This window comes from Stenotrophomonas sp. YJH_SMC_32 (assembly GCF_059369975.1).
Genome location: NZ_JCAFTE010000001.1, coordinates 674,801 through 700,635, shown reverse-complemented (window position 1 = coordinate 700,635; position 25,835 = coordinate 674,801). Strand labels below are relative to the sequence as shown.

At 66.6% G+C, this 25,835-nt stretch carries 18 protein-coding genes and 1 riboswitch; of the genes, 11 read left to right on the top strand and 7 right to left on the bottom strand.

Annotated features, from left to right (window positions below):
* Positions 1 to 47: 47 nt before the first annotated feature.
* The 5 genes from AC5P7S_RS03145 to thiC form a co-directional block, all read right to left on the bottom strand.
* The gene (locus tag AC5P7S_RS03145; RefSeq protein WP_032954497.1) at positions 48 to 2,918 is read right to left on the bottom strand and encodes a TonB-dependent receptor plug domain-containing protein; all 2,871 of its coding nucleotides are present in this window, start codon (positions 2,916 to 2,918) and stop codon (positions 48 to 50) included.
* Positions 2,919 to 2,967: 49 nt separating this feature from the next.
* Positions 2,968 to 3,867: a helix-turn-helix transcriptional regulator gene (locus tag AC5P7S_RS03140; protein WP_053497516.1), complete on the bottom strand. Its 900-nt coding sequence runs from the start codon at positions 3,865 to 3,867 to the stop codon at positions 2,968 to 2,970.
* A gap of 115 nt (positions 3,868 to 3,982) precedes the next feature.
* Positions 3,983 to 6,301, bottom strand: coding sequence for a winged helix-turn-helix domain-containing protein (locus AC5P7S_RS03135; protein WP_095377956.1), 2,319 nt, complete (start codon positions 6,299 to 6,301; stop codon positions 3,983 to 3,985).
* A 259-nt stretch (positions 6,302 to 6,560) separates the two neighbouring features.
* Positions 6,561 to 7,232 carry an ion channel gene (locus AC5P7S_RS03130; protein WP_050562719.1) on the bottom strand — a complete coding sequence of 224 codons (672 nt, stop codon included), beginning with the start codon at positions 7,230 to 7,232 and terminating at the stop codon, positions 6,561 to 6,563.
* 136 nt (positions 7,233 to 7,368) lie between these two features.
* Complete coding sequence (gene thiC / locus AC5P7S_RS03125; RefSeq protein WP_005419099.1) at positions 7,369 to 9,213, bottom strand: phosphomethylpyrimidine synthase ThiC; 1,845 nt, start codon at positions 9,211 to 9,213, stop codon at positions 7,369 to 7,371.
* Between the two features lie 82 nt (positions 9,214 to 9,295).
* Positions 9,296 to 9,397, bottom strand: a riboswitch (TPP riboswitch).
* 224 nt (positions 9,398 to 9,621) lie between these two features.
* Here thiC and AC5P7S_RS03120 point away from each other — a divergent pair.
* Complete coding sequence (locus AC5P7S_RS03120; RefSeq protein WP_069139241.1) at positions 9,622 to 11,199, top strand: BCCT family transporter; 1,578 nt, start codon at positions 9,622 to 9,624, stop codon at positions 11,197 to 11,199.
* A 558-nt stretch (positions 11,200 to 11,757) separates the two neighbouring features.
* On the opposite strand, the gene ggt is transcribed toward AC5P7S_RS03120, so the two are convergent.
* Entirely contained in the window at positions 11,758 to 13,476 is a 1,719-nt protein-coding gene (ggt, locus tag AC5P7S_RS03115; protein WP_095377974.1) for a gamma-glutamyltransferase, read from the bottom strand.
* Positions 13,477 to 14,162: 686 nt separating this feature from the next.
* On the opposite strand from ggt, the gene ilvC reads away from it, so the two are divergent.
* The 9 genes from ilvC (at position 14,163) to leuB (ending at position 23,811) form a co-directional block, all read left to right on the top strand.
* Positions 14,163 to 15,137 (top strand): ketol-acid reductoisomerase, encoded by a 975-nt coding sequence (ilvC, locus tag AC5P7S_RS03110; RefSeq protein ID WP_005419105.1) that lies wholly within the window; start codon positions 14,163 to 14,165, stop codon positions 15,135 to 15,137.
* 39 nt (positions 15,138 to 15,176) lie between these two features.
* Positions 15,177 to 16,913, top strand: coding sequence for an acetolactate synthase 2 catalytic subunit (gene ilvG / locus AC5P7S_RS03105; protein ID WP_005419106.1), 1,737 nt, complete (start codon positions 15,177 to 15,179; stop codon positions 16,911 to 16,913).
* Positions 16,897 to 17,148 (top strand): ACT domain-containing protein, encoded by a 252-nt coding sequence (locus AC5P7S_RS03100; protein WP_005419108.1) that lies wholly within the window; start codon positions 16,897 to 16,899, stop codon positions 17,146 to 17,148. Before ilvG ends, AC5P7S_RS03100 begins: the two co-directional genes overlap by 17 nt.
* Positions 17,149 to 17,244: 96 nt before the next feature.
* On the top strand, positions 17,245 to 18,336 hold the full coding sequence (locus AC5P7S_RS03095; protein ID WP_053499063.1) for a threonine dehydratase: 1,092 nt from the start codon (positions 17,245 to 17,247) through the stop codon (positions 18,334 to 18,336).
* Positions 18,333 to 19,919, top strand: coding sequence for a 2-isopropylmalate synthase (locus tag AC5P7S_RS03090; protein ID WP_053499065.1), 1,587 nt, complete (start codon positions 18,333 to 18,335; stop codon positions 19,917 to 19,919). Before AC5P7S_RS03095 ends, AC5P7S_RS03090 begins: the two co-directional genes overlap by 4 nt.
* Positions 19,920 to 19,929: 10 nt before the next feature.
* Complete coding sequence (locus AC5P7S_RS03085) at positions 19,930 to 20,703, top strand: class I SAM-dependent methyltransferase (protein WP_005419113.1); 774 nt, start codon at positions 19,930 to 19,932, stop codon at positions 20,701 to 20,703.
* Between the two features lie 60 nt (positions 20,704 to 20,763).
* Positions 20,764 to 22,182, top strand: a complete 1,419-nt coding sequence (leuC, locus tag AC5P7S_RS03080; RefSeq protein ID WP_065178343.1) for a 3-isopropylmalate dehydratase large subunit — start codon at positions 20,764 to 20,766, stop codon at positions 22,180 to 22,182.
* The gene (gene leuD / locus AC5P7S_RS03075; protein ID WP_005419117.1) at positions 22,182 to 22,760 is read left to right on the top strand and encodes a 3-isopropylmalate dehydratase small subunit; all 579 of its coding nucleotides are present in this window, start codon (positions 22,182 to 22,184) and stop codon (positions 22,758 to 22,760) included. The genes leuC and leuD overlap by 1 nt, the downstream gene beginning before the upstream one ends.
* The gene (gene leuB / locus AC5P7S_RS03070; protein ID WP_095377955.1) at positions 22,750 to 23,811 is read left to right on the top strand and encodes a 3-isopropylmalate dehydrogenase; all 1,062 of its coding nucleotides are present in this window, start codon (positions 22,750 to 22,752) and stop codon (positions 23,809 to 23,811) included. Before leuD ends, leuB begins: the two co-directional genes overlap by 11 nt.
* Before the next feature lie 170 nt (positions 23,812 to 23,981).
* On the opposite strand, the gene AC5P7S_RS03065 is transcribed toward leuB, so the two are convergent.
* On the bottom strand, positions 23,982 to 24,755 hold the full coding sequence (locus AC5P7S_RS03065) for an SDR family oxidoreductase (RefSeq protein WP_095377954.1): 774 nt from the start codon (positions 24,753 to 24,755) through the stop codon (positions 23,982 to 23,984).
* A gap of 117 nt (positions 24,756 to 24,872) precedes the next feature.
* Here AC5P7S_RS03065 and AC5P7S_RS03060 point away from each other — a divergent pair, with 117 nt between their 5' ends.
* Positions 24,873 to 25,778: a LysR family transcriptional regulator gene (locus AC5P7S_RS03060; protein WP_095377953.1), complete on the top strand. Its 906-nt coding sequence runs from the start codon at positions 24,873 to 24,875 to the stop codon at positions 25,776 to 25,778.
* Positions 25,779 to 25,835 lie beyond the last annotated feature (57 nt).

Genomic DNA, 25,835 nt, shown 5'->3' with positions numbered 1-25,835 from the left:
GGACCTTGCGGTCCGCCCTCCTCGTTCTGCTATCGCACTTCGATGGATCAGAAGCGCTGGGTGTACTTCATGTACAGGAAGCGACCCACGTCGAAGCCGCCGTAGTAGGCGAAGCTCGAGTTCGGCTGGGTGAACATGATCGGACCCTTATGGTCGAACACGTTGTTGGCGCCCAGCGCGATGGTGGCATCCCACGGTGCCTTCCAGCTGACCTGCAGGTCGTGGAAGGTGTTGGAGCCGGTCTTGCGCAGCGGCGACTTCTCACCGTTCTGGTAGCGGTCGGCGTCGTCGCACGGACGGTTGGCCACGCAGGCTTCGTTCATGCCCGAGTAGTAACGCGCGGTGTACGCCACGCCGAAGTCACCCTTCGACCAGGTCAGGCCCAGGTTCGAACGCACGCGGAACAGGCCCGGCTCACCCACACGGCCGATGGTGATGTTGTCACCGTCAGCGTTCTGGCCCTGCTCGTCGTACTTGGCCAGGTAGCTCGTCTGCCAGTCGATCGCGAACTGGCCGATGGCCAGCTCCGGCAGGCGGTACTTGATGCCCAGGTCGTAGCCCTGGGTTTCCATCTGGCCGAGGTTGGCCAGGCCGTAGGTCATGCCGTTGATGTGGCCATCGCCTGCACGGGTGTGTGCGGCGCAACGCGAAGCATCGCCCAACACGTAGCAGTCACGCAGGATGCGGTCGACGCTGTCAGCGATGATCATGTCGCTGATTTCGTACTTGTACCAGTCCAGCGAGATGTCCAGGCCCTGCACCCAGCGCGGGCTCCAGACCAGGCCGATGGTGGTGCTCTTGGAGGTTTCCGGGGTCAGGTTCGGGTTGGCACCCGAGATGAACTGGTCCGGCGTCGCACACGGGGTCGAGGTGCACGGAATCAGGCCCTGGCCCAGCTGGGTGTAACCGACCGGGACGCCCGCCGCCGAGCAGGCCGCGTTGCCGTTGACCGAACCCGGCGCGGTGATGCCGCACGGATCGGTGTACGACTCGAAGCTGCTGCTCAGGCCACCGTACAGGTTGTCGATCGTCGGAGCACGGAAGCCCTCAGCCCAGGTACCGCGAACCAGCAGCTCGTCCAGCGGACGCCAGGTGAAGCCGAACTTGGAATTCAGGGTGTCGCCGAAGTTGCTGTAATCCGAGTAACGGGTCGCAGCATTCAGGGTCAGTTCCTTGGCAAACGGCATGTCCGCCAGGACCGGCACGTTCAGTTCCAGGTAGACCTCGTCCAGCGAGTACTCACCCTGGGTGGTCTGCGCACCCAGGCCGGTGGACTGGCCCGACTGTGCGAAGGCGTCCGGCGAGAAGCGGCCTTCTTCCTTGCGGTGCTCGACGCCCACGGCGAAGCCCAGGTCACCGGCCGGCAGGGTCACGATCGAACCCGACAGGTTGGCGGTGAAGCTGGTGGTCTTGGTCAGACCGGTATCGGTGAAGTACGGGAACAGGAAGTCCTGGGTGGCCTGGTCGGCCAGCGAACCGGCACCGGCAACGCCGAACGGCAGCAGCGGGTTCCACGGACGGCAGCCGCTGGTGGCGAGCGGATCGGACATGCTGGTGCCGCAGCGGGCGACGCCATCAGCACCGATGAACGAAGCGCCCAGCGCCTGTTCCGATGCGATCAGGCTCATGTCGCCGTGACCACGCTTGGTGGTTTCGTTGCGGTTCCACAGCGCGCCGACGTCCCAGTCGAAGGTCTTGCCGGCGAAGTCGAAGAAGCCGCTGATGCTCGGGGCGAAGCGCAGGGTCTTGACCTGGCTTTCGGTGGTGCGCGGCACTTCCCACAGACGGCGTCGGAAGGTCAGGTCTTCACCGGTCGGGTTGAACGCGCTGTCGGCCGACAGCGGGGTGCCGAAGGACGCCGACTGGTACGGATAGCCCGCGATCTGCTGGGTGGTGTTGCGCTCGTTGTAGAGCACGTCAGCGTTGAACGAGATCGCGTCGGTGAAGTCGTAGTTGCCGTTGACGTACAGCGACTTACGCTCGATACCGGTCTGCACCATCATCTGCTCGTTGGCATTGACGGCGTCAGCAGAGGTTTCCAGACGGTAGTCGGCGCGGTTGGCCGGGTTGCCGCCGTCACGCAGGGTGTACCAGCGCTGGTCGCTCGGGCCGACATAGCCCGGCTCGCCCTGCTTCAAGTTCGGGGTGACGCACGGGTCGCAGAAGCCACCCTTCTGGTTGATCGGGCTGGCGCCCGAACGCGGGTAGTTCGGGCCGGCGTTGCCGTCACGGCTGAACCAACGATCCTTCGCCCACACCGGATCCTGCTTGGAATACTCGGCGGACATGGTGACACCGCCGCGCTCGCCCATGCTGCCGAGGGTGAAAGAATAGGTTTCGGTGTCGCCGTCGCCCTTGCCGTACTGACCGACATAGACGCTGGCTTCAGCGCCGTCGAAGCGCTTGCGGGTGATCACGTTGACCACGGCCGCGATGGCGTCCGAACCGTAGATGGCCGAGGCGCCATCCTTCAGGATCTCAATGCGCTCGATGGCCGCCATCGGGATCTGGCTCAGATCCTGGTAACCGGCGGTGGTTGCGCCCAGGCGCTTGCCGTTCATCAGCACCAGGGTGCGCTGGGCGCCCAGGTTGCGGATGTCGACGTAGTAGCCGCCCACGTTCTCGCCCGAAGCCAGCGACTCCGAACGCGAAATGGCCGGGGAACCGGCCGAGGTCAGGTTCTGCAGGACGTCAGCAACCGAGGTGTAGCCCTGCTTTTCCAGGTTCTCACGGCTGAGGGTGACGATCGGCTGCTGGGTTTCAACGGCAGCGCCGCGGATGCGCGAGCCGGTGACCGAAATGCGGTCCAGGTCGGTGGTGCCCTTTGCTTCCTGCGCCGAAGCAAAGGCCGGCGCCAGCGCCAGCGCAATGCCGGCCGGCAGCAAGCCGAACCGCACTGCGGGATTACGAACGTTCATCTATCTCTCCAAGGTACGTGTTAGCAGCGTGTTAAAACACCCCAGCACGTTACGATTGCGTTGCAGCGCTGTATTTGCGCGAACCAACCGGAGACTTTGCGGATTGTGGCGGGAGCAAGCCGCCGTTCTCCCTGAAGCGCGATGCGGACTGGCCGTAGCGGGCGCGGAACGCACGCGCGAAGCTGCAGCAGTTGTCGAAACCGCTGGCGGCAGCGACCTCGCCCACCATCATGTCGGTGTCGCGCAGCAGATCAGCGGCGCGTTCGAGGCGCAGTCGTGCCGAAAGCGACTGCGGGCTTTCCTCGTACAGGCTCTGGAAGGTCTTGGACAGGTACCAGCTGGAGAAGTTGGTCAGCTCGGCCAGTTCGCCGATTCGCACCACCCGGTGGCTGTTGCCTTCCAGATAGAGGCGCGCGCGCTGCATGCGGCCGAACACCTGGCGCTTGCGGCTGCGCGAGCGGCCCGGGCAGCGCTGCACGTTGTCGGCCAGGCCGCGCTGCAGGCCCGCGAGGTGCAGCAGCAGCGGGCGCAGGGCCTGTGCCGGCTGGCCGCTGGCCAGCGCGTCGCGCCACAGGCGCAGCGCCACGCGCGCATCAGTGCGGTTCATCCGGCCACGACCTGCATACAGGCCGCAGTCGGCCATCTCGGTCAGCACGCGAAGCGCTTCGATGTTCAGGTTCAGGCCAACGCACAACCCGTTGCGACCGGCCTGCACCAGCGGCCGCGATTCCTTCTCGAACGCGATCCACTCGCCCTGGCGCAGGCGGAAGCGCCCTTCCTTGGCCTCGACCCACGAGCTGCCACGCACCTGCATCCAGACAGTGAAGCTGGAGCCGGCGGTCTGCAGGCTGCCCAGCCGGGCCACGCCCAGGCAGGTCGGTGCGACGTCGTCGAGCGACCGGTCCAGGGAAACAGTTTGGCCGCGATCGGCCAGCGAGAGTTGACGCATGGGGGCACCACGGATTTGCCTAGTACAGGACTCCGTTTTGCCAAATCAGGCGGCACTGCGTCAGGAAGGTCCGACGAGATCGCCACGAATTCGCGACGAGATCCCGACGAAGAAATTACGAAGGCCCATTTCCCTTGAACAACAACAACTTGGAGAATGCGGGGAACAGTGCAGGCGGGCGTTCGGGCAACCGCATCACGCCGATGTCAGCGCCATCGCTGACCGCCATCGCCACGAACAGGTCCTTTCCGTCGGCGCTGGCACTGAGCCCGTTGCCGGCGCTGAGCCGTTCTGCGTCCAGGCAACGTTCCGGCTCCTCGCGGCCGGGCTGGATGCGCACGAAGGTGGTGCCACACGTGGTCGAGGTACCGAGGTAGCCGATGCCGCTGTTGCCGGTCACGGTCCAGGCCCGGTATCGCCAGCGGCTGGGCCGGTCATCGCTGATCTGCTGCACGCTGGCCGGGGACAACGCGGCATCCGCCGACCACAGGCCACCGGCGGCCAAGCGGGTGAACAACACGCGGCCACTGCTCCGGTCAAAGCGCGCCTGCGACACCCCATCGATGCTGGCCAATCGGCGCCAGGGCTGGACGCTGCGATCGAACAGGCTCAACCGCGTGCGCTGGTCGGCATCGCGCTCGACCACAAACAGCTGCTGCGGCGAGGCGCCATACAGTGCCTGCAACGGCTGTTCGGCAGGAACCGGCAAGGGTTGCAGGCGTTCATCGCGTGGCGCGATTTCATAGAGCACCGTGCGCCCATGCGCATCGCGGCCAACCACGAGCAACTGCCGGCTGTCGGCCGACCAGTCAGGCGCCTGCCGCGCTTCCGGCCGCAGCCCTTCGATGGGACGCAGCGAATCCGGTCGCTGCATGTCCGCCCACCACAGGGCGAAGCTGCCGGAACGATCGGAGGTGAAGACCAGCTGGCGGCCATCAGGCGCTGCCATCGGCTGCCCATCGCGGCCACTGGAGGCGAACAGTCGCTCGGGCGTGCCGCTGCCCTGCATCGGCACCTTGAACACGCCGAACTGCGCGCGCCGGTGGACGAACGCCAGCATGCCACCGCGTCGCGACACCGCTGGCCACTGCGCATCATCCAGGCCGGCATCGCGCAACGTGTGCCGCTCGACGTCCAGGTAATAGAGCCGCGCCTCGCTGTCGACGCGGCGACCGAAGACGATGGTGCGGCCATCGTCCAGCCAGGCCCAGCCGCGCAGCTCTGCCGCTTCGTTGGTCAACTGCTCGGGCGTACCGCCTGCGGCTGGCACCCGCCACAGATCACCCAGCTGCGGGTTGCGCACGAACACCAGCCATTGCCCATCAGGCGAATAACGCGGTGCGTAGTCGAAGTCATCCTGGTCGACGCTGTAGGCCAGCGCGCGCCACTGGCCACTGGCCAGGTCCAGCACGCGGATGCCACGGTGCGCGTAGCGACCGACCATGCTGCCGAACACCAGGCCACGCCCATCTGGCGTCCAGTCGAAACTGAGCAGCTCCGTGCCATCGCAGCGTGTGGCCTGGCGCAGTGCGCCACCGGTGGCGCTGGCGATCAGTACCTGGCAGCCGCCGTCGGCGGAGAACCGCGCGAAGGCGATTTCGCGACCATCCGGCGACCAGTTCGGGAAGCGATCGACGGCACCGGCCGGTGGCGCCAGCAACTGGCGCGCCGGTGCGTTGCCGGAGGTCTGCAGCTTGATCGCGCCACCGCCGTTGCCATCCTCGTTGGCGCCCTCATAGGCCACCAGCGAACCGTCCGGTGACAGCGTGGGATAGGTTTCGAAGCCGCTGGTTGCGGTGATCAACCGATACGGTCGCTGCGGGCTGCCGATCACCCGCGTACCGTTCTCCACGGCAGCCTCCACCGGCGAGCTGCCGGCCGGTGCACGACGCAGCAGCAGCGTGGTCAACACCAGCAGCGTGGCCAGCATCAACACGCCCAGCACCAGCAGCACGCGCCGACGGATATGGCGCCAGCGGCGGCGCGCTGCCTGTTGATGCGCAGGCAACGCAGCAGTGGTCACCGGCTGCGCGGCCATGCCTTCGTCGTCGGGGACGCCTGCGGCCACGGGCTCGGCATCGTCCAGCACCTGCACCGGGACCAGAAGCCGATAGCCTGTCTTGGCGATGGTTTCGATGTAGGCCTGGCCGTTGTCGTCGTCGTTGCTGAACGCCTTGCGCAGCTGGGTGACGGCCTGGGTCAGCACATCGTTGGTCGGCAGCGTGTCCGGCCATACCTCGGCGAACAACTCGTCGCGGGTGACAACGCGACCCGGCTGCCGCAGCAGCACGCGCAGCACGCCCAGCGCCTTCGGCGTCAGCCGGCGCGGGCGACGCGCGCCGACGACCTCGACTTCGCGCGAGGACAGAGTGACGGTGCACTCTCCTATCCGGATCCGATCGGATACCGGGAACTGGATTTCGCTGCTGTTCATTTTCTGCTACACAGTAGAGACAGGTCCCGGGCAGTGTTTGCCTTCGATACCGCCCCGTCCTGGGAACAGCGAAAAGCCAGACTCCGCACAAAGCATCGGCGCATACCGCAAAAACAATCGAGCGCGCGAATACTAGCCTATGCAAGTTACCTCGCCTATCGCGTGGTCGACATCAGGCTCTCTCTCGCCGACGAATTCACATAATTTGCGACATCATTCGCGCCCTTTCGGGCGCGAAATTTTTATCTGGCGTTCATTTTCACATGCGCCGCAACATGGTCAATCCGACCAGCCGCGAAACCACCAAAGCCACGTACATCACGCCGGAAAACTGCTCCAGCATGACCAGTGCGCGTGCCTGTGGATGCAACGGCACGACGTCACTCAAGCCGACGCCAGACAGCAAGCTGAAGCTGAGATAAAGCAGCTCCATCCAACTGCGCTGCGAGCCTCCGCCGGTGCCCTGGAAGCTGCCCGGGTACCACTGCTGGCATACCGCGAATGCGAACGCAAATGCCCATGCAAGCAAGGTGAATGTCGCGCCTGCGGCGAACAGTTCGTCGCGGGTGACCTTGTGGTCCTGGAGCATGTAGGCAATCAGGGCGCCGGCCGTATAGAAGTACAGCAGGCTCTCCAGCAACTGTGCGGTGGTCAGCAGTGCGCTGCGGTCGAGCAATGCGCCAGCCAGCGAGAACACCACCGACGGGATGGCCAGCAGCAGTGCCAGCCAGGTGCCCAGTGGGCTGCGCTGGACCACCCACAGCGCCAGGCCCAGTACCGCCATGCCGAACATGCCCAGCGCCGCGCGGCCGGCAGCGGTGTCATCCAGCGCGGGGTACAGCAGCACCGCGATCAACTGGGCACCCAGCAGCCAGGCCGAAGGATGACGGCGGGCAATGGCCAGCCAACGGGTGGTCATGGCAACGGGCATGGTGTCCTTCCCCCAGGGTGATGCGCGGAGCATAGCGGGGAGCGGCGTGATGAGCGGTGGTGCCGGCCGCTGGCCAGCACTCCTCCCGGCCCCTGCACAACCGGCCGCCGGCCAGCGGCCGGCACCCGGCTGCTCGTCATCCCTGGTGGTAGACCTCTGCGCCAGCCGCGCGGAACTCCTCCGACTTCTCCTTCATGCCGGCTTCGGCGTAGTCACGCACATCCTGGGTGATCTTCATCGAACAGAAGTGCGGGCCGCACATCGAGCAGAAGTGGGCCAGCTTGTGCGCATCTTTCGGCAGCGTCTCGTCATGGAACTCCTTGGCCTTCTCCGGATCCAGGCCAAGGTGGAACTGGTCTTCCCAGCGGAACTCGAAGCGCGCCTTGCTCAATGCGTTGTCGCGAACCTGCGCCCCCGGATGGCCCTTGGCCAGGTCGGCTGCATGCGCGGCAATGCGATAGGCCATGATGCCGTCGCGCACGTCCTGGCGATTGGGCAGGCCGAGATGCTCCTTCGGCGTCACGTAACAGAGCATGGCCGTGCCGAACCATCCGATCATCGCCGCGCCGATCGCGCTGGTGATGTGGTCGTAGCCCGGTGCGATATCGGTGGTCAACGGCCCCAGCGTATAGAACGGCGCCTCGCCGCACTCACGCAGTTGCTTGTCCATGTTCTCCTTGATCAGCTGCATCGGCACGTGGCCGGGGCCCTCGATCATGGTCTGCACATCATGCTTCCAGGCAGTCTTCGTCAGCTCACCCAGCGTTTCCAGCTCACCGAACTGCGCGGCGTCGTTGGCATCGGCGATGCAGCCCGGGCGCAGGCCGTCACCCAGCGAGAAGGTCACGTCGTAGGCCTTCATGATTTCGCAGATCTCTTCGAAATGCGTGTAGAGGAAATTCTCCTTGTGATGCGCCAGGCACCACTTGGCCATGATCGAGCCCCCGCGGCTGACGATGCCGGTCACCCGCTTGGCGGTGAGCGGCACGTAGCGCAGCAGTACGCCGGCGTGGATGGTGAAGTAGTCCACGCCCTGCTCGGCCTGCTCGATCAGCGTGTCGCGGAAGATCTCCCAGGTCAGTGCTTCGGCGCGGCCATCGACCTTCTCCAGCGCCTGGTAGATCGGCACCGTACCGATCGCCACCGGCGAGTTGCGGATGATCCACTCGCGGGTTTCATGGATGTGCTTGCCGGTGGACAGGTCCATCACGGTGTCACCGCCCCAGCGGATCGCCCACACCAGTTTCTCTACCTCCTCGGCGATTCCCGAGGAAACGGCGCTGTTGCCGATGTTGGCATTGATCTTGGTCAGGAAGTTGCGGCCGATGATCATCGGCTCGCTTTCCGGATGGTTGATGTTGTTGGGCAGCACGGCGCGGCCGCGCGCGATTTCATCCCGCACGAACTCCGGAGTGATGATCTTCTGGATCGAGGCGCCGAACGCCTCGCCCGGGTGCTGCTGCAGCAGGCCCGCATCGCGGATCGTCTCCAGCCGCTGGTTCTCGCGGATGGCAACGAATTCCATTTCCGGCGTGATGATGCCGCGCCGCGCATAGTGCATCTGGGTGACGTTCGCGCCTGCCCGTGCACGGCGCGGCAGGCTGCGGGCGGGGAAGCGCACGGCAGCGAGCTTCGGGTCGTGCTCGCGATCACGCCCGAACGACGAACTCAGGCCTTCGAGCTGCTCGGTATCGCCACGTTCCTCCACCCAGCCGCGACGCAGTGCCGGCAGCCCGGCGGACAGATCGATACGCGCGTCCGGATCGGTGTAGGGGCCGGACGTGTCGTAGACCGTGACCGGTGCATTCTCTTCGCCGCCGAACAGCGTCGGGGTGCGGGTCAACGCGATCTCCCGCATCGGCACCTGCAGATCCGGGCGCGAACCGGGCACGTGGATCTTGCGCGAGCCGGGAATGGGCCGGGTCACGGATTCGGAGAGTTGCTGGGCCTGTTGCTGCAGGGCGGAGAGCTGTGCGTTCATCGGGCATCGTCCAGGAAGGTCAGGGACGAAGCGGCGGCGCACGGCACCCGCGCACGGACGGTCCTTGGGCGGAGTCCGGGCACGGCTGCATTGCAAAGCTTCCCTACGCCGGTATGAGCCGGATCAGGTTCCAAGGGACTGTCTCAACCGTGGCCACGTGGCCTCGGTACCCCCGCTTCTTGGCGTGCATTAGAGCATAGACCGCCCGCTTCCGGATCTGACCCCAATCGCTATTCGTTAACAGAACCATGACGTCGCGTTCAGTAACGTGCACGTCCGTCGCGCTCCCGCGACCGATGCTTCCTTCGCCGCCGACGCGGCCCCTGCCCGGTTCGCGCCGCATGCCGCCGGCCCTTCGCTGCAAGCTCTGCTCGCTCCCCTCAATCCCTTGATCGGAGAAGCTCCTTCATGGTGTTTCGTGTTTCCATCGCACTGGTTCTGATGCTGGTGCTGCTTGCCGGTATTGCACCCGGCCCCTTCAATACCGTGGTGCAGAGCATCCTCGGCGAACTCATCCGCGGTATCGGCTGGCTGTACCTGCTGGTGGTGTTCCTGGCCCTGGTGTTCCTGATGTACCTGGCCTTCGGTCGCTTCGGCAACCTGCGCATCGGCGGCGAAGACGCCGAGCCGGAGTTCTCGCGGGCCAGCTGGATGTCGATGCTGTTCGCCGCCGGCATGGGCATCGGCCTGGTTTTCTGGGGCGCTGCCGAGCCCATTTCGCACTTCAGCAAGCCGCCGGAAGGGCTTGCTCCGCAGAGCCTGGATGCGGCACGCGCCTCGATGCGCTATGCATTCTTCCACTGGGGCCTGCACCCGTGGGCCATCTACGCGCTGATCGGGCTGGCAATGGCCTGGTTCCAGTTCAACCGCAACGGCCGTGGCCTGGTCAGCGACATGCTGCAGCCGATCATCGGCCGCCATCATCGCGGCTGGATCGGTCGGGTGGTCAACATCGCTGCAGTGGTCGCCACCGCGATCGGTGTCGCGACGACGCTGGGCTTCGGCACCATCCAGATCGCCGCCGGCATCGAGCGCGTGTTCGGCGTGCAGGCTACCGTCCCAGTGCAGATGACCATCATTGCCGTCGCCTTCGTGCTGTATATGGCGTCCACCGCCAGTGGCGTGGAGCGGGGTGTGAAGTGGCTGTCCAATTTCAACCTGGCGTTGGCTGCCCTGCTGGCAGCCATTCTGCTCGTGCTGGGGCCGACCGGCTTCATCTTCGATACGTTCACCACCACGCTGGGCTCCTACCTCAACCAGCTGGTGACAATGAGCCTGCGCATGTCACCGTTCTCCGGCAGCACCTGGGTGGCGGACTGGACAATCTTCTACTGGGCCTGGTGGATCTCGTGGGCACCGTTCGTGGGCTCATTCATCGCACGCATCTCGCGCGGCCGCAGCGTGCGCGAGTTCGTGATCGGCGTAGTGCTCGCGCCGACGCTGCTGGGCTTCTTCTGGTTCGCGGTGTTCGGCGGCACCGCGCTGTGGGCGCAGATCTTCGGCCATGCCGACCTGGTGCAGGCGCTGGGCAATGGCTACGAGACGGTGCTGTTCACGCTGTTCGACAGCATGCCGCTGCCGTTGCTGCTGTCGTGCATCGCACTGGTACTGCTGATGATCTTCTTCGTAACTTCGGCCGACTCGGCGGTACTGGTTCTGGCCAGCATGTCCACTGACGAAGCAGGCGATCCTCCGTTGAAGCGCAAGCTGGCCTGGGGCATCGCGGTGGCGTTGATCGCAGCGGCGTTGCTGCTGGCCGGTGGCCTGGATGCACTGCAGGGCATGATCACGATTGCGGCGTTGCCATTCGCGCTGCTGATGGTGCTGGTGATGGTGTCGCTGTACCGCGTGCTCGACCAGGAGTACACGCGTGAGCGACGGCAGGCGCAGCGCCAGCGGCACATGATCGATGCGTGGATCGCACGCGAGATGGCGGCGCAGGAAGAGACGCAGGCCGAGGCCGCACGCGCGCACGATCAGGATTGAGGGTGTTTTGCAGCCTGCGGCTGCACCGCTTTTTCAAGCAAGTGCAAGTGCAAGTGCAGAAGCCAAGGCGGCTCTGGGCTTCTGCTTGCTTGGCGGGGAGGGGGCAGATGGCGGGACACGCCGCAAGTACGTCCCTGTAGGCTCGGCCACGGCATCCATGCCGTGGACGGTCCCGCCATCTGCCCCCTCCCCGCCTCCGACGATCTCCCAGTGACGGCAGTAGATCCACGCCATGCGTGGATCAGGTGTATCGGAAAACAAGAAGGGGTCGGATCCGTTTTCCTTCGGAAAACGGATCCGACCCCAACCCACAGCGCGCGGCTGTTGCTGTTGCCTTTGCTCTTGATCTTCTTCCTTCTCTTCCGTGGCTGACGCGCACGGAAATTTTCGGGGGGCGTGCGGGTGGGAGTGGCGGGGGTATCCGCGCCATGGATGGCGCGGCTAAGCCTACAAGGACGTATTTACGGCGTCCCCCGACACTCCCACCCGCACGCCCCAGCGCATCAACCTGCTCCAGCGCTCAGCCGCGAGGGGGCTCAGCCCGGTGGCCGGGAAACCTCAGTACCCCGCCGCCTGCCCGTCCTTGCGGCTCTCCGAAGCCCCGTAGTACACCCCGGTCTCGGGATCGCGCATGATCGCCTGGTACCCGCCGTACGGGCCGTCGGCGAACACGATGCGATGCCCCTTGCGCATCAGCGCGCGCACGGTCTCGTACGGGAAGCCGGTTTCCAGATTCACTTCGCCACCGTCGGTCATCGCCGTGGCCTGGCCGGTCGGCTCGGTGGAACCCTCATGCTGGATGCGCGGTGCGTCACCGGCTTCCTGCAGGTTCATGCCGAAGTCCACCAGGTTCATCACGATCTGCGCATGGCCCTGCGGTTGCATCGCGCCGCCCATCACGCCGAAGCTGGCATACGGCTTGCCCCCCTTGGTGATGAACGCCGGAATGATCGTCTGGAAGGGGCGCTTGCCCGGTGCGTATCCGTTGGGATGGTTCTTCTGCAGCACGAACATCTCGCCGCGGTCCTGCAGGATGAAGCCCAACCCCGGCGGCGCCATGCCGCTGCCCATGCCGCGGTAATTGGACTGGATCAACGAGACCATCATGCCGTCGGCGTCGGCCACCGTCATGTAGATCGTGTCGCCTTCCTCCAGCTGCTTCGGTGTGCCCGGCTGCACTTCCTTCAAGGCCTTGTCCATCGAGATCAGCGCGCGGCGCTGCGCGGCGTACTCCTTGGAGATCAGCTTCTGCACCGGCGCCGGCTGGAATGCCATGTCGGCGTAGAAGCGCGCACGGTCGGCGAAGGCCAGCTTCTTCGCCTCAACGAACAGGTGCACATGCTCGGGTGAGCCGAACGGGATCTTCGAGAAATCGTAGCCTTCCAGCACGTTGAGGATCTGAAGCGCAGCGATGCCCTGGCTGTTGGGTGGCAGCTCCCAGACATCGTAGCCACGGTAGTTGCTGCTGACCGGCTCGACCCATTCACCGTGGTGGTCGGCCATGTCCTGGTAGCTCAGGTAGCCACCGTTGGCCTTGAAGTAGTCACCGATGGTGCGCGCGATCTCGCCTTTGTAGAAGGCGTCGCGCCCGCCGTCGGCGATCTTCTGCAGGGTGCTGGCCAGGTTCGGGTTCTTCCACATCTCGCCCTTGCGCGGGGCGTGGCCGTTGATCGTGAACTGCTCCTTGAAGCCCGGGTACTGCGACAGCTTGGGCACCGAACGGTCCCAGTAGTAGGCGATCACCTCGGCCACCGGGTGGCCCTCGCGGGCGTAGCGGATGGCCGGCGCCAGGTTATCGGCCATCGGCTTGCGACCGAAACGGTCGTGCAGGGCGAACCAGCCGTCGACCGCACCGGGCACCGACACCGGCAACGGGCCGGTGGCCGGGATGTCCTTCAGGCCACGACGCTGGAACTCGGCCAGGGTGAGCGACTTCGGCGAGCGGCCCGAGCCGTTGTAGCCGTAGAGCTTCTGCGTCTTTGGGTCCCAGACGATGGCGAACAGGTCGCCACCGATGCCGTTGCCGGTCGGCTCCATCAAGCCGAGCGCGGCATTGGCCGCGATCGCCGCGTCGACCGCCGAGCCACCGCCCTTCATCACGTCCAGCGCGATCTGGGTGGCCAGCGGCTGCGAGGTAGCCGCCATCGCATGCGGGGCGATCACCTCCGAACGGTTGGCGAAGGTGTGGCCGGTGATGCGGTCGGCGGCGATGGACAGTGCAGGCACGGCAGCCAGCACGGCGGCGGCGAGCAGGGAGCGGGCAAGGCGTCGGGACACGGTCGGGTTCCGGTGGAAGGTGGTTCCGCGATCTTCGCCGCTGCGGCCTTCATGCGGTATCGGGCAGAGGTCATGGGCGATGGCCTTTCGGTGGGTGCCGACCAAGGTCCGCCCCAGCATGGCGAACAGCGACCCGGAATCCGCGCAAAAAGCGTGTTGAAAGGAGTGAATTCGGGTTCACTGAAACACTTTCAGTGGCAACCATCCTTGCGGCGCAAGCGATTTCGCTGGACTCACTGGAAACCGATAAAAAAACTGTCGTGAGGGTTGACACCGCCAAAACGCCTGTGTTTCTCTCGATCGCATGTTGCATCACAACACGCCACCGCGAACCCACATCGAAGCCGCCGCCATCGGCGCCGCCTCGCTGCGTTCGATTCTTGTGCTCGTACTTATTACCCAACCCACAGGTGCGGGACGAGCCAGCGTGTAAGCAACAGACACACCGGAACTCTTCAAAAACCCGCACCCGCCCCGGTGCGGGTTTTTTCATTTCAGAACCTGGTTTCAGACGCAACCACCATGACCAACGCTCATCGCACAACCCGGACCTGCAGCACCACGCCTCGTGGTGGCTGTGCCTGTGCGATGCGCGGCGCCCCCTCCACCGCTTTCCCCTGACCGGCCGGCACGTCACCTCGACGACCGGCCGTTCTTTTTTCTTCCCACCGCAAGGAACCTCCCCCATGAGCACCAACGACCTGCCCCAGACCAAGATCGCCGTCATCGGCTACGGCAGCCAGGGCCGCGCCCACGCACTGAACCTGCGCGAATCCGGCTTCGACGTGGTGGTAGGCCTGCGTCCGGGCGGTCCGACCGAAGCCAAGGCCCAGACCGATGGATTCACCGTGGTCGCGCCCGCCGATGCGGTGAAGGACGCCGATCTGGTCGCCGTGCTGACCCCCGACATGGTGCAGAAGAAGCTCTACAACGATGTGCTGGCGCCGAACATGAAGCAGGGGGCGTGCCTGCTGTTCGCCCACGGACTGAACGTGCACTACGGCATGATCGAGCCGCGCGCCGATCTGGACGTGGTGCTGGTCGCGCCGAAGGGCCCGGGTGCGCTGGTGCGCCGTGAGTACGAGATCGGCCGTGGCGTGCCGTGCATCTGGGCGGTCTACCAGGACGTCAGCGGCAAGGCCGCGCAGCATGCCCAGGCCTATGCGGCCGGCCTCGGCGGTGCCCGCGCCAACCTGATCCAGACGACCTTCAAGGAAGAGACCGAGACCGATCTGTTCGGCGAGCAGGCGGTGCTGTGTGGTGGTGCGTCGGCGCTGGTGCAGGCCGGTTTCGAGACCCTGGTGGAAGCCGGCTACCAGCCGGAGATCGCCTACTACGAAGTACTGCACGAGCTGAAGCTGATCGTCGACCTGTTCTACGAAGGCGGCATCTCGCGCATGCTGGAATTCATCTCCGAGACCGCGCAGTACGGCGACTACGTCAGCGGCCCGCGCGTGATCGACGCCGGCACCAAGGCACGCATGAAGGAAGTACTGAAGGACATCCAGGACGGCACCTTCACCAAGAACTGGGTGGCCGAGTACGAAGCGGGCCTGCCGAACTACAACAGGTTCAAGCAGGCCGACCTGGAGCACCCGATCGAAAAGGTGGGCAAGGAACTGCGCGCCAAGATGGTCTGGTTGCAAGGACAGGCCGCGTAACCGCGCGGCCCTCCCCCACCCGCTTTGCAAGGTTCCCCCATGAACTCTTCCACACACCGCAGCGCGCCGCCCAACGGCGCGCGCTGGCTGACCCAGGCGCTGGAGGCCGAAGGCGTCCGCACGCTGTTCGGCTATCCCGGTGGCACCATCATGCCGTTCTACGACGCGCTGGTGGACTCGTCGCTGAAGCACATCCTGGTGCGCCACGAGCAGGGTGCCGCCCTGGCCGCCAATGGTTTCGCCCGCGCCAGCAACCAGGTGGGCGTCTGCGTGGCCACCTCCGGGCCGGGCGCGTCGAACCTGGTCACCGGCATCGCCGATGCGATGCTGGACTCGGTACCGATGGTCTGCATCACCGGCCAGGTCGGCACGCCGCTGCTGGGCACCGACGCCTTCCAGGAACTGGATGTGTTCGGCCTGACGATGCCGATCGTCAAGCACAGCTGGCTGGTGCGCAGCGTCGATGACCTGCCGCGCGTGGTGGCCGATGCGTTCCGGATCGCCCGCGAAGGTCGCCCCGGCCCGGTGCTGATCGACCTGCCCAAGGACGTGCAGCTGGCCGACGCCAGCCATCTGCCGGCCCATGCGCCCAGCAGCGTCGAACCACCGCCGGCGCCGGCCGAGGCCGCCATTGCCGAAGCCATTGCCGCGCTGGCCGCGGCCGAGAAGCCGGTGGTCTACGCCGGCGGTGGCATCGCGCTGGGTGATGCGGTGCAGGACCTGCGCGATTTCGTCGAGGCCAGTGCCATCCCCACCGTGATGACGCTGCGCGGCCTGGGCGCACTGCCGGCCAGCCATCCGCAGTCGCTGGGCATGCTGGGCATGCACGGGACCCGCGCGGCCAACATGGCGGTGCAGGAAAGCGACCTGCTGCTGGTGCTGGGCGCACGCTTCGACGACCGTGCCACCGGCAAGCTGGCCGAGTTCGCACCGTTCGCCCGCGTCGTTCACATCGATGCGGACGCATATGAGATCTCCAAGCTGCGCAGCGCCGATGTCGCCGTGCCCGGCAACGTCGGCCATGCCATCCGCGCCCTGCGTGCGGCCTTCCCCTCCCCCAAGGCCCACCAGGACGCATGGCGCAAGCGCTGTGCACAGCATCGCGATCGTTTCGCAGCGCGCTACGACGCACCGGGCCAGCACATCTACGCCCCGGCGCTGCTGAAGCGCCTGAGCGAGCTGGCCCCGGCCGATGCGGTGATCGCCTGCGACGTTGGCCAGCACCAGATGTGGGTGGCGCAGCACTGCCGCTTCAACCACCCGCGCAACCACCTGACCAGTGGCGCGCTGGGGACCATGGGCTTCGGCCTGCCGGCCGCGATGGGTGCGCAGTTCGCCTGCCCCGATCGCACCGTGGTGCTGGTGTCCGGCGACGGCAGCTTCATGATGAACGTGCAGGAGCTGGCGACCATCGCGCGTTGCCGCCTGCCGGTGAAGATCGTGCTGCTGGACAACAGTTCGCTGGGCATGGTGCGGCAATGGCAGGAGCTGTTCTTCGCCGAGCGCTACAGCGAGATCGACCTGTCCGACAACCCGGACTTCGTGGCGCTGGCGCAGGTGTTCGGCATTTCCGCCACCCGCATCGACGCGCGGGATGACGTCGAGGGTGGCCTGGCCGCGCTGCTGGCCGAACCCGGCCCGGCACTGCTGCACGTGGCCATCGATGCACGCGCCAACGTATGGCCGCTGGTGCCACCGAACACCGCCAACAGCACGATGCTGGAAAGCAACCCCGCCCATGCCCGCCAGGAGATCCCCAATGCACTACCGGCTTGACCTGGTGCTGCACCCGGCCGAAGGCGCGCTGTTGCGCGTGATCGGCATGGCCGAGCGCCGTGGCTTCGCGCCGCGTGCGATCAGCGGTGCGCCGGTGGCCGCCGACGATGGCCGCTGGCACCTGCAACTGGTGGTGGATGGCCAGCGCCCGGCGGAAACGCTGTGCCGGCAGATCGAGAAGATCTACGACTGCGTGTCCGTGCAGGTCACCGCCGTGGAAGGAGCATCCGTATGAACACCCGTACCGTAGTGACCACGGTGCCGGTACGGAGGCGTCTTCTTCGCCGCCCGTGCCCGCATGCGGCGGTCGCCTGCACCCCGCTGGTGGCCCATGCCGGCCGCTGATGCCAGCCAGGAAAGCGATGTCGGCGACGTAAGCGTCGCCGACGTACTGGCGGCGCAGGCCCGGCTGCGCCGCTTCCTGCCGCCTACCCCGCTGCACCATGCCGAGCGCTTCGGCACCTGGCTGAAGCTGGAGAACCTGCAGCGCACCGGGTCCTACAAAGTGCGCGGCGCGTTGAACGCGCTGCTGGCCGGCCGCGAGCGCGGCGATACCCGGCCGGTGATCTGCGCCTCGGCCGGCAACCATGCCCAGGGCGTGGCGTGGGCGGCCTACCGCCTGGACGTTCCGGCCATCACCGTGATGCCACATGGCGCGCCGGCCACCAAGATCGCCGGCGTCGCTCACTGGGGCGCCACCGTGCGCCAGCATGGCACCAGCTATGACGAGGCCTACGCCTTCGCGGTTGAACTGGCACAACGCCACGGCTACCGCTTCCTTTCCGCGTTCGACGACGCCGATGTGATTGCCGGCCAGGGTACGGTCGGCATCGAGCTGGCCGCGCACGCACCGGACGTGGTGATCGTGCCGATCGGCGGCGGTGGCCTGGCCTCCGGCGTTGCACTGGCGCTGAAATCACAGGGCGTGCGCGTGATCGGTGCCCAGGTGGAAGGCGTTGACTCAATGGCGCGCGCCATCCGCGGCGACGTACGCGAGATCGCCCCCGTCGCCTCGCTGGCCGACGGCGTGCGGGTGAAGATCCCTGGATTCCTGACCCGACGCCTGTGCACCTCGCTGCTGGACGACGTAGTGATCGTGCGCGAAGCCGAACTGCGTGAAACCCTGGTCCGGCTGGCACTGGAAGAACACATCATCGCCGAGGGCGCCGGTGCGCTGGCGCTGGCAGCAGGCCGCCGTGTCGCTGGCCGCCGCAAGTGCGCGGTGGTGTCCGGCGGGAATATCGATGCGGGTGTCCTGGCCGGCCTGCTCACCGACATCCGGCCCCGCCCGCCGCGCAAACCACGGCGACGGCGTAGTGAAACCCCGCGCTCGCCCGGCAAGGCCAGCGCCCTCGCGTCCCCCACCTCTTCCCCTTCCCCCCTGCAAGCCGCCGCACCCGCTGTCGAGGAGATTTCCCTGTGACCACCATCGAACGAATTACCACCCCGCGCATCCGCATCTTCGACACCACCCTGCGTGACGGCGAGCAGTCCCCCGGCTGCAGCATGAGCCCGCCGCAGAAGCTGGTGATGGCGCGTGCGCTGGACGAACTGGGCGTGGACATCATCGAGACCGGCTTCCCGGCCAGCTCGCAGTCCGACCGCGAGGCGATGGCGCTGATCGGCCGCGAACTGCGCCGCCCGAGCCTGAGCCTGGCTGTGCTGTCGCGCTGCCTGCAGGCCGACATCGAGACCTCGGCACGTGCCCTGGAGGCCGCAGCCAACCCGCGCCTGCACGTGTTCCTGTCCACCAGCCCGCTGCACCGCGAGCACAAGCTGCGGATGACCCGCGAGCAGGTACTGGAATCGGTACGCAAGCACGTCTCGCTGGCTCGCTCCTACATCGACGATGTCGAGTTCTCGGCCGAGGATGCCACCCGTACCGAGCTGGACTACCTGATCGAAGTCTCGCGCGTGGCCATTGCCGCCGGCGCCACCACCATCAACCTGCCCGACACCGTCGGCTTCACCACGCCGGAAGAGATCCGCGCGATGTTCCAGCAGGTCATCGCCGGCGTCGCCGACGTGCCGAATGCCGCCAATGTGATCTTCAGCGCGCACTGCCACAACGACCTGGGCCTGGCGGTGGCCAACTCGCTGGCCGCCATCGAAGGCGGTGCACGCCAGGTCGAGTGCACCGTCAACGGCATCGGCGAGCGCGCCGGCAACTGTTCGCTGGAAGAGATCGCGATGGTGCTGAAGGTGCGCCAGGCCTTCTACGAACAGGACAGTTCGATCAACACCCCGCGCATCGTCGGCACCTCGCAGCTGCTGCAGCGCCTGGTCGGCATGCCGGTACAGCGCAACAAGGCCATCGTCGGTGCCAATGCCTTCGCCCACGAATCGGGCATCCACCAGCACGGCATGCTGCGCCATCGCGGCACCTACGAAATCATGCGCCCGGAAGACGTGGGCTGGGAAGATTCGCAGATGGTGCTGGGTCGCCACAGTGGCCGCGCCGCCGTCGAAGCACGCCTGCGTGCACTGGGCTTCTGGCTGGACGAAGACGAACTGAAGCTGGTGTTCGAGCAGTTCAAGGGCCTGTGCGAACAGCAGCGCGTGGTCACCGATGCCGACCTGCAAACCTTGATGCAGGGCGGCTCCAACGCGCAGGGCTATCGCCTGGCGTCGATGACCATCAGCGACGTCGGCAGCCGCGCCAATGCACTGGTCGAACTGTCCGACCCGGACGGCAACCGCGTGGCCGAGACCGCGCAGGGCGACGGCCCGGTCGATGCGCTGTTCGGCGCGCTGTCGGCTGCCACCGGCGTGCAGCTGATGCTGGACAGCTACCAGGTGCACAGCGTCGGCATCGGCGCCGATGCGCGCGGTGAAGCCAATCTGAGCGTGCGCCACGACGGCGTGGAGTACGACGGCACCGGCACCAGCAAGGACATCATCGAAGCCTCCGCGCTGGCCTGGCTGGATGTGGCCAACCGCCTGCTGCGCCAGCGCCAGGCCACCGCCCACAGCAGCACCGACGTTCCCACCCCTGCCACCGCCTGAGGAACCCGAGATGAGCGCCTTCGACACTCCTAGCGCAGCCGCTGGTCAGCAGTGGAACGCCCAGGACTATGCGATCGATGCCGGCTTCGTACCGTTGCTCGGTGGCGCGGTCGCGCGCCTGCTCGATCCGCGCGCCGGTGAGCGCATCCTCGACCTGGGCTGTGGCGATGGCGTGCTCAGCACCGAGCTGGCCCTGAGCGGCGCGTGCATCCACGGCGTGGACGCGTCGCCGGAACTGGTGATCGCCGCCCGTGCACGTGGCGTCGACGCGCAGGTGATGGACGGCCACGCGCTGTCGTTCGACAGCGAGTTCGATGCGGTCTTCAGCAATGCCGCATTGCATTGGATGGGCAACCCGGACCGCGTGCTGGAAGGCGTACGTCGCGCGCTGCGCCCCGGTGGCCGCTTCGTCGCCGAGTTCGGCGGCCATGGCAACGTGGCCACGATCGTCGCGGCGGTACAGGCCGCACGCGTGGCCCACGGCCATGGCGCCAGCACCTTCCAGTGGTACTTCCCGACCGCCGATGCCTATGCCGACCGCCTGCGCCAGCATGGCTTCCAGGTGCAACTGATCGAATGCACGCCGCGCCCGACCCCGCTGCCGACCGGCGTGGCCGGCTGGCTGCGGGTATTCGCCGCGCCACTGCTGGATGACCTGCCCGCCGAGGCCCGCGCCACCGTGCGCGAGGCGGCTACTAGCCTGCTTGCCGAGTTGCCTCGTGACGCATTCGGCCAGCCGCTGGCCGACTACGTGCGGCTGCGGGTCCTCGCCCGCCGTCGCTGACTTGACCCTTTCATATTCATTCCTGATGTTCGCAACTTCGTACTTCTGCCAGGCATACGCATGACTTCCGCACCCCGCACCCTGTACGACAAACTGTGGGACGCCCACGTGGTGGTTCCCGAATCCGACAGCGCACCCGCCGTGCTGTACATCGACCTGCACCTGATCCATGAGGTCACCTCGCCGCAGGCGTTCACTGAACTGCGCGAGCGCGGCCTGTCGCCGCGCCGGCCGGACCGCACCAAGGCGACGATGGACCATTCCACGCCGACCCTGCCGGCTGCGGCGGACGGCACGTTGCCCTACGCCAGCGCCGCTTCCGAGGCACAGGTCGCCACCCTGGCGCGAAACTGCGCCGAGCACGGCATCGAACTGTTCGACATGGCCTCGGACAACCGCGGCATCGTCCATGTCATTGCACCGGAACAGGGCTTCACCCAGCCGGGCATGACCATCGTCTGCGGTGACAGCCACACCTCCACCCACGGTGCATTCGGCTCGCTGGCCTTCGGCATCGGCACCAGCGAGGTCGGCCACGTGCTGGCCACGCAGTGCCTGCTGCAGCGCAAGGCCAAGACCTTCGCGATCACCGTTGACGGTGCGCTGGCACCCGGCGTCGGCGCCAAGGATGTGGTCCTGCACATCATCGGCGTGATCGGCGTCAACGGCGGCACCGGCCACGTGATCGAGTTCCGTGGCAGCACCATCGAAGCGATGGACATGGAACAGCGCATGACCCTGTGCAACATGTCGATCGAGGCCGGTGCACGCGCCGGCATGGTCGCGCCCGACCAGGTCACCTTCGACTTCGTCGCCGCTACGCCGCGAGGCCCCAAGGGCGCCGACTTCGACGCTGCCGTGGCGCGCTGGCAACAGCTGCGCAGCGATGACGGCGCGCGCTTCGACAGCGAAGTGCACATCGACGCCGCCGACATCCGCCCGACCCTGACCTGGGGTACGCATCCGGGTACCGCGATCGCCGTGGATGCGCCGATTCCCGCCGCCAACGATGCCGCCGCACAGAAGGGCCTGGACTACATGCACTTCCAGGCCGGCAAGGCGCTGGCGGGCACACCGGTGGACGTAGTGTTCGTTGGTTCGTGCACCAACGGCCGCCTGAGCGACATGCGCGAAGTCGCACAGGTGCTGCGCGGCCGTCGTGTTGCCGAGCGCGTACGCATGCTGGTGGTACCGGGCTCGGAGATCGTCAAGCGCGAGGCCGAGGCCGAGGGCATCCATGAGATCGTGCGCGCGGCCGGTGCCGAATGGCGCGAGCCGGGCTGCTCGATGTGCATCGCGATGAACGGCGATCTGGTCGCCCCCGGCCAGCTGGCCGTGAGTACCAGCAACCGCAATTTTGAAGGCCGGCAGGGGCCCGGTTCGCGCACGCTGCTGGCCTCGCCGATGAGCGCGGCGTGGGCCGCGGTGAACGGGCACGTTGCCGACACCCGCGAACTGTTCGCACAGGAGGTGGCGTGATGGCCGGTTTCCGTACCCTGACCTCGGCCAGCGTGGTGCTGCGCCAGACCAACATCGACACCGACCAGATCATCCCGGCGCGGTTCCTGTCCACCACCGAGCGTGCCGGGCTGGGTCGCAACGCGTTCAACGACTGGCGCTGGCAAGCTGATGGTTCGCCGGTGGCCGACTTCGCCTTCAACCAGCCGCACAACGCCGGCCGCAGCATCCTGCTGGCGGGCCGCAACTTCGGCTGCGGCTCGTCGCGCGAACACGCGCCATGGGCGCTGACCGACCTGGGCCTGCGTGCCATCGTCAGCAGCGAGATCGCTGATATCTTCCGCGGCAACGCGCTGAAGAACGGCCTGCTGCCGATCGTGCTGGACGAGGCCGACGTACAGGCGCTGATGCAGCGCCCGGACGATGCGCTGACCATCGACGTGGCTGCGCGCGAACTGCGCACCCCCGATGGCCAGGTCTATTCCTTCCCGCTGGATGGCTTCTCGCAGACCTGCCTGCTGGAAGGCGTCGACCAGTTGGGGTATCTGTTGGGCCGTGTCCCTGAAATCGAACGTTACGAGAGTGAGCATGCACGCTGAAATTGTTGTCCTGCCCGGTGATGGCATCGGCCCGGAAGTGTCCGCCGCGGCAGTTGCCGTCCTGAAGGCGGTCGCCGGACGCTTCAACCACACCTTCACCTTCAGCGAGCACGACATCGGTGGCATCGCCATCGACCGCCACGGTGAACCGCTACCGGCGTCGACGCTGGCCGCCTGCCAGGCCGCCAATGCGGTGCTGCTGGGCGCGGTCGGCGGCCCGAAGTGGTCCGACCCGAACGCCAAGGTGCGCCCGGAACAGGGCCTGCTGGCGATCCGCAAGGCGCTGGGCCTGTATGCCAACCTGCGCCCGGTGCGTACCCACGAGGCCGCGCTGCACGCCTCGCCGATCAAGGCCGAGCTGCTGCAGGGCGTGGACTTCGTGGTGGTGCGCGAACTGACCGGCGGCATCTACTTCGGCGACAAGACCCGCGATGCCGACAGTGCCAGCGACCTGTGCCGCTACACCGTGGCCGAGATCGAGCGCGTGCTGCGCAGCGCCTTCCGCCTGGCCCAGCAGCGTCGCGGCAAGGTCACCTCGGTGGACAAGGCCAATGTACTGGAAACCTCGCGCCTGTGGCGCGACGTGGCCGCACGCATCGGCCGCGAAGAATTCCCGGACGTGGCGCTGGAGCACCAGCTGGTCGATTCGATGGCCATGCACCTGCTGGCCAAGCCACGCGAGTACGACGTGATCGTCACCGAGAACATGTTCGGCGACATCCTCACCGATGAGGCCTCGATGCTGGCCGGTTCGCTGGGCCTGCTGCCGTCGGCCTCGCTGGGCGAGCCCGGTGCGGTGGGCATTTACGAGCCCATCCACGGTTCGGCCCCGGACATCGCCGGCAAGGGCATCGCCAATCCGTACGCGACAATCTTCAGCGCCGCGATGCTGCTGCGCCATTCGCTGGGGCTGGAAGCCGAAGCGGCCGCGGTGGAAGACGCCGTGCATGCGGTGCTGGATGATGGGGTGTTCACTGCCGACCTGGCCGCCAAGGGCCAGGCCGTCAGCACCGCCGCGGCAACCGACGCGGTGCTGGCGAAGCTGGGCTGATCCATCGGGCAACACCTGTAGAGTCGAGCATGGCACGGCTCTACAGGGGGCCCGTGGCCACTGCCCGACTCCGTGCCAACCAAGGTTGGCACCTACCACAGCGGTAGATCCACGCCATGCGTGGATGATTCGGTTCCCGCGCAGTAGGGCCACGCCATGCATGGCTTTGCTTACTTGGTGGTGTACCCACCATTGACCAGAATCGTCTGCCCGGTCATCCACCAGCCATCGGTCACCAGGAAGCGGATCCACGGCACGATGTCGGCGATGTCGGTCAGCCCGGTGCGGGTGAACGCCGATAGCGCCGCCGCGGTCTTGTGGTAGGCCTGCGCATCGGCGCTCTCGGCCGGATAGAAGAACGGCGTGTCCATCGGACCGGGACCGATCGCGGTCACCGAAATGCCGCGCTCGCCGAACTCCTTCGACGCCGCGCGGGTGAAGTGCTCGACCGGCGCCTTGGTGCCGGCGTAGCTGGAATAGAACGGCGTGTAGGCACCCAGCAGCGAGGTGACCAGGGTGCAGATGCGGCCACCGTCATTGACGTGGCGGCCTGCTTCCTTGAGGAAGAAGAACGCCGCCTTGGCGTTGACCGCGCTCATCTCGTCGTACTCCGCTTCGCTGATGTCCAGCAGCGGCTTCTTGAGTACCTTTCCCACCGTATTGATGGCGATGTCAGGACGGCCGACTGCGGCCACGGCATCGACGAACAAGCGCTCCATCGCTGCCGCCGACGTCAGGTCGCCCTGCAGGGCAACCGCCTTGCTGCCGGCGGCCTGCACCGCGGCTACAGTCGCTTCTGCATCGGCCTGGGTAGCGGCACTGTTGTAGTGGATGACGATGGCTTTGGCGCCCTGTGCGGCGAAGTCGCGGGCGATCAGGCCGCCCAGGTTCTTGGCGCCACCGGCGATCAGCACGGTCTTGCCCTTGAGGGAATGCTCGGTCATGGCTTCGGTCTCGGGAGGGGGCTGCCCGGGGTGGCAACCCTGCCCTGACGACGATATCGTGCAGAAAAAGCGGATAAAGCCCGCCACATTGACTTAACTTTCCAGAGTCAGCGAACAATGGACCGGATCGATCGCTTCCGCATCTTCACCCGGGTCGTGGAGTGCGCGAGCTTCACCCGCGCCGCCGACCAGCTCGGCCTGCCCCGCTCCACTGTCTCGGCAGCCATTGCGGAGCTGGAGCAGCGGCTCGGCACCCGCCTGCTGCAGCGCTCGACCCGGCGGGTGTCCACCACCCACGACGGCGACGTGCTCCATGCCCGCTGCCTGCGCCTGATCGCCGAGGTCGAGGACGCCGAATCGCTGTTCCTCCAGGTCGACGCCCAGCCGTCGGGGCTGCTGAAGATCGACGTACCCAGCCGCATCGGCCGCCGCATCATCGCACCGGCGCTGCCCGACTTCTTCGCCCGCTACCCGCAGGTGGAAGTGGACCTGGGCATGAGCGACCGCGCGGTGAACCTGATCGAGGACGGTTGCGATGCAGTGTTGCGGGTCGGCCAGCTGGGCGACTCCAGCCTGGTGGCGCGCACGCTGGGCCAACTGGACTTTGCCAACGTTGCGGCGCCGGCTTACCTGCGCGAACACGGCGTGCCGCAGCATCCTGCCGACCTGCCGCAGCATCGCGCGGTGAACTACGCGTCGCCGACCACGGCACGGGTGGAACCTTGGGAGTGGCAGGACGGCGGCCAACTGCGCACGCTGCCGATGCCTGGCTGGGTGCGTGTGAACAGCGCCGAGGCATCGATTGCGTGCTGTGTGGCGGGGTTGGGTCTTTTGCAGATTCCGCGCTACGACGTACAGGCCGAGCTGCAATCCGGCGCGCTGGTGGAAGTGATGCCACAGCACGTCGCACAGCCATTGCCGGTCACCCTGCTGCAGCCGCATCGGCAGCACCGTGCGCTGCGCGTGCAGGTGTTCATCGAATGGCTGCTGCCGGTGCTGCGGAGCGGCCTGCAGCTGCAGTAGATCCACGCCATGGGTGAATGCATGCATCCGTGCCAACCAAGGTTGGCACCTACCAGG

What these genes read in the sequence shown, in the direction of transcription:
- AC5P7S_RS03145 (WP_032954497.1), bottom strand. Translation starts at nt 2,918, where the DNA reads ATGAACGTTCGTAATCCCGCAGTGCGGTTCGGCTTGCTGCCGGCCGGC.
- AC5P7S_RS03140 (WP_053497516.1), bottom strand. Translation starts at nt 3,867, where the DNA reads ATGCGTCAACTCTCGCTGGCCGATCGCGGCCAAACTGTTTCCCTGGAC.
- AC5P7S_RS03135 (WP_095377956.1), bottom strand. Translation starts at nt 6,301, where the DNA reads ATGAACAGCAGCGAAATCCAGTTCCCGGTATCCGATCGGATCCGGATA.
- AC5P7S_RS03130 (WP_050562719.1), bottom strand. Translation starts at nt 7,232, where the DNA reads ATGCCCGTTGCCATGACCACCCGTTGGCTGGCCATTGCCCGCCGTCAT.
- thiC (WP_005419099.1), bottom strand. Translation starts at nt 9,213, where the DNA reads ATGAACGCACAGCTCTCCGCCCTGCAGCAACAGGCCCAGCAACTCTCC.
- AC5P7S_RS03120 (WP_069139241.1), top strand. Translation starts at nt 9,622, where the DNA reads ATGGTGTTTCGTGTTTCCATCGCACTGGTTCTGATGCTGGTGCTGCTT.
- ilvC (WP_005419105.1), top strand. Translation starts at nt 14,163, where the DNA reads ATGAGCACCAACGACCTGCCCCAGACCAAGATCGCCGTCATCGGCTAC.
- ilvG (WP_005419106.1), top strand. Translation starts at nt 15,177, where the DNA reads ATGAACTCTTCCACACACCGCAGCGCGCCGCCCAACGGCGCGCGCTGG.
- AC5P7S_RS03100 (WP_005419108.1), top strand. Translation starts at nt 16,897, where the DNA reads ATGCACTACCGGCTTGACCTGGTGCTGCACCCGGCCGAAGGCGCGCTG.
- AC5P7S_RS03095 (WP_053499063.1), top strand. Translation starts at nt 17,245, where the DNA reads ATGCCGGCCGCTGATGCCAGCCAGGAAAGCGATGTCGGCGACGTAAGC.
- AC5P7S_RS03085 (WP_005419113.1), top strand. Translation starts at nt 19,930, where the DNA reads ATGAGCGCCTTCGACACTCCTAGCGCAGCCGCTGGTCAGCAGTGGAAC.
- leuC (WP_065178343.1), top strand. Translation starts at nt 20,764, where the DNA reads ATGACTTCCGCACCCCGCACCCTGTACGACAAACTGTGGGACGCCCAC.
- leuD (WP_005419117.1), top strand. Translation starts at nt 22,182, where the DNA reads ATGGCCGGTTTCCGTACCCTGACCTCGGCCAGCGTGGTGCTGCGCCAG.
- leuB (WP_095377955.1), top strand. Translation starts at nt 22,750, where the DNA reads ATGCACGCTGAAATTGTTGTCCTGCCCGGTGATGGCATCGGCCCGGAA.
- AC5P7S_RS03065 (WP_095377954.1), bottom strand. Translation starts at nt 24,755, where the DNA reads ATGACCGAGCATTCCCTCAAGGGCAAGACCGTGCTGATCGCCGGTGGC.
- AC5P7S_RS03060 (WP_095377953.1), top strand. Translation starts at nt 24,873, where the DNA reads ATGGACCGGATCGATCGCTTCCGCATCTTCACCCGGGTCGTGGAGTGC.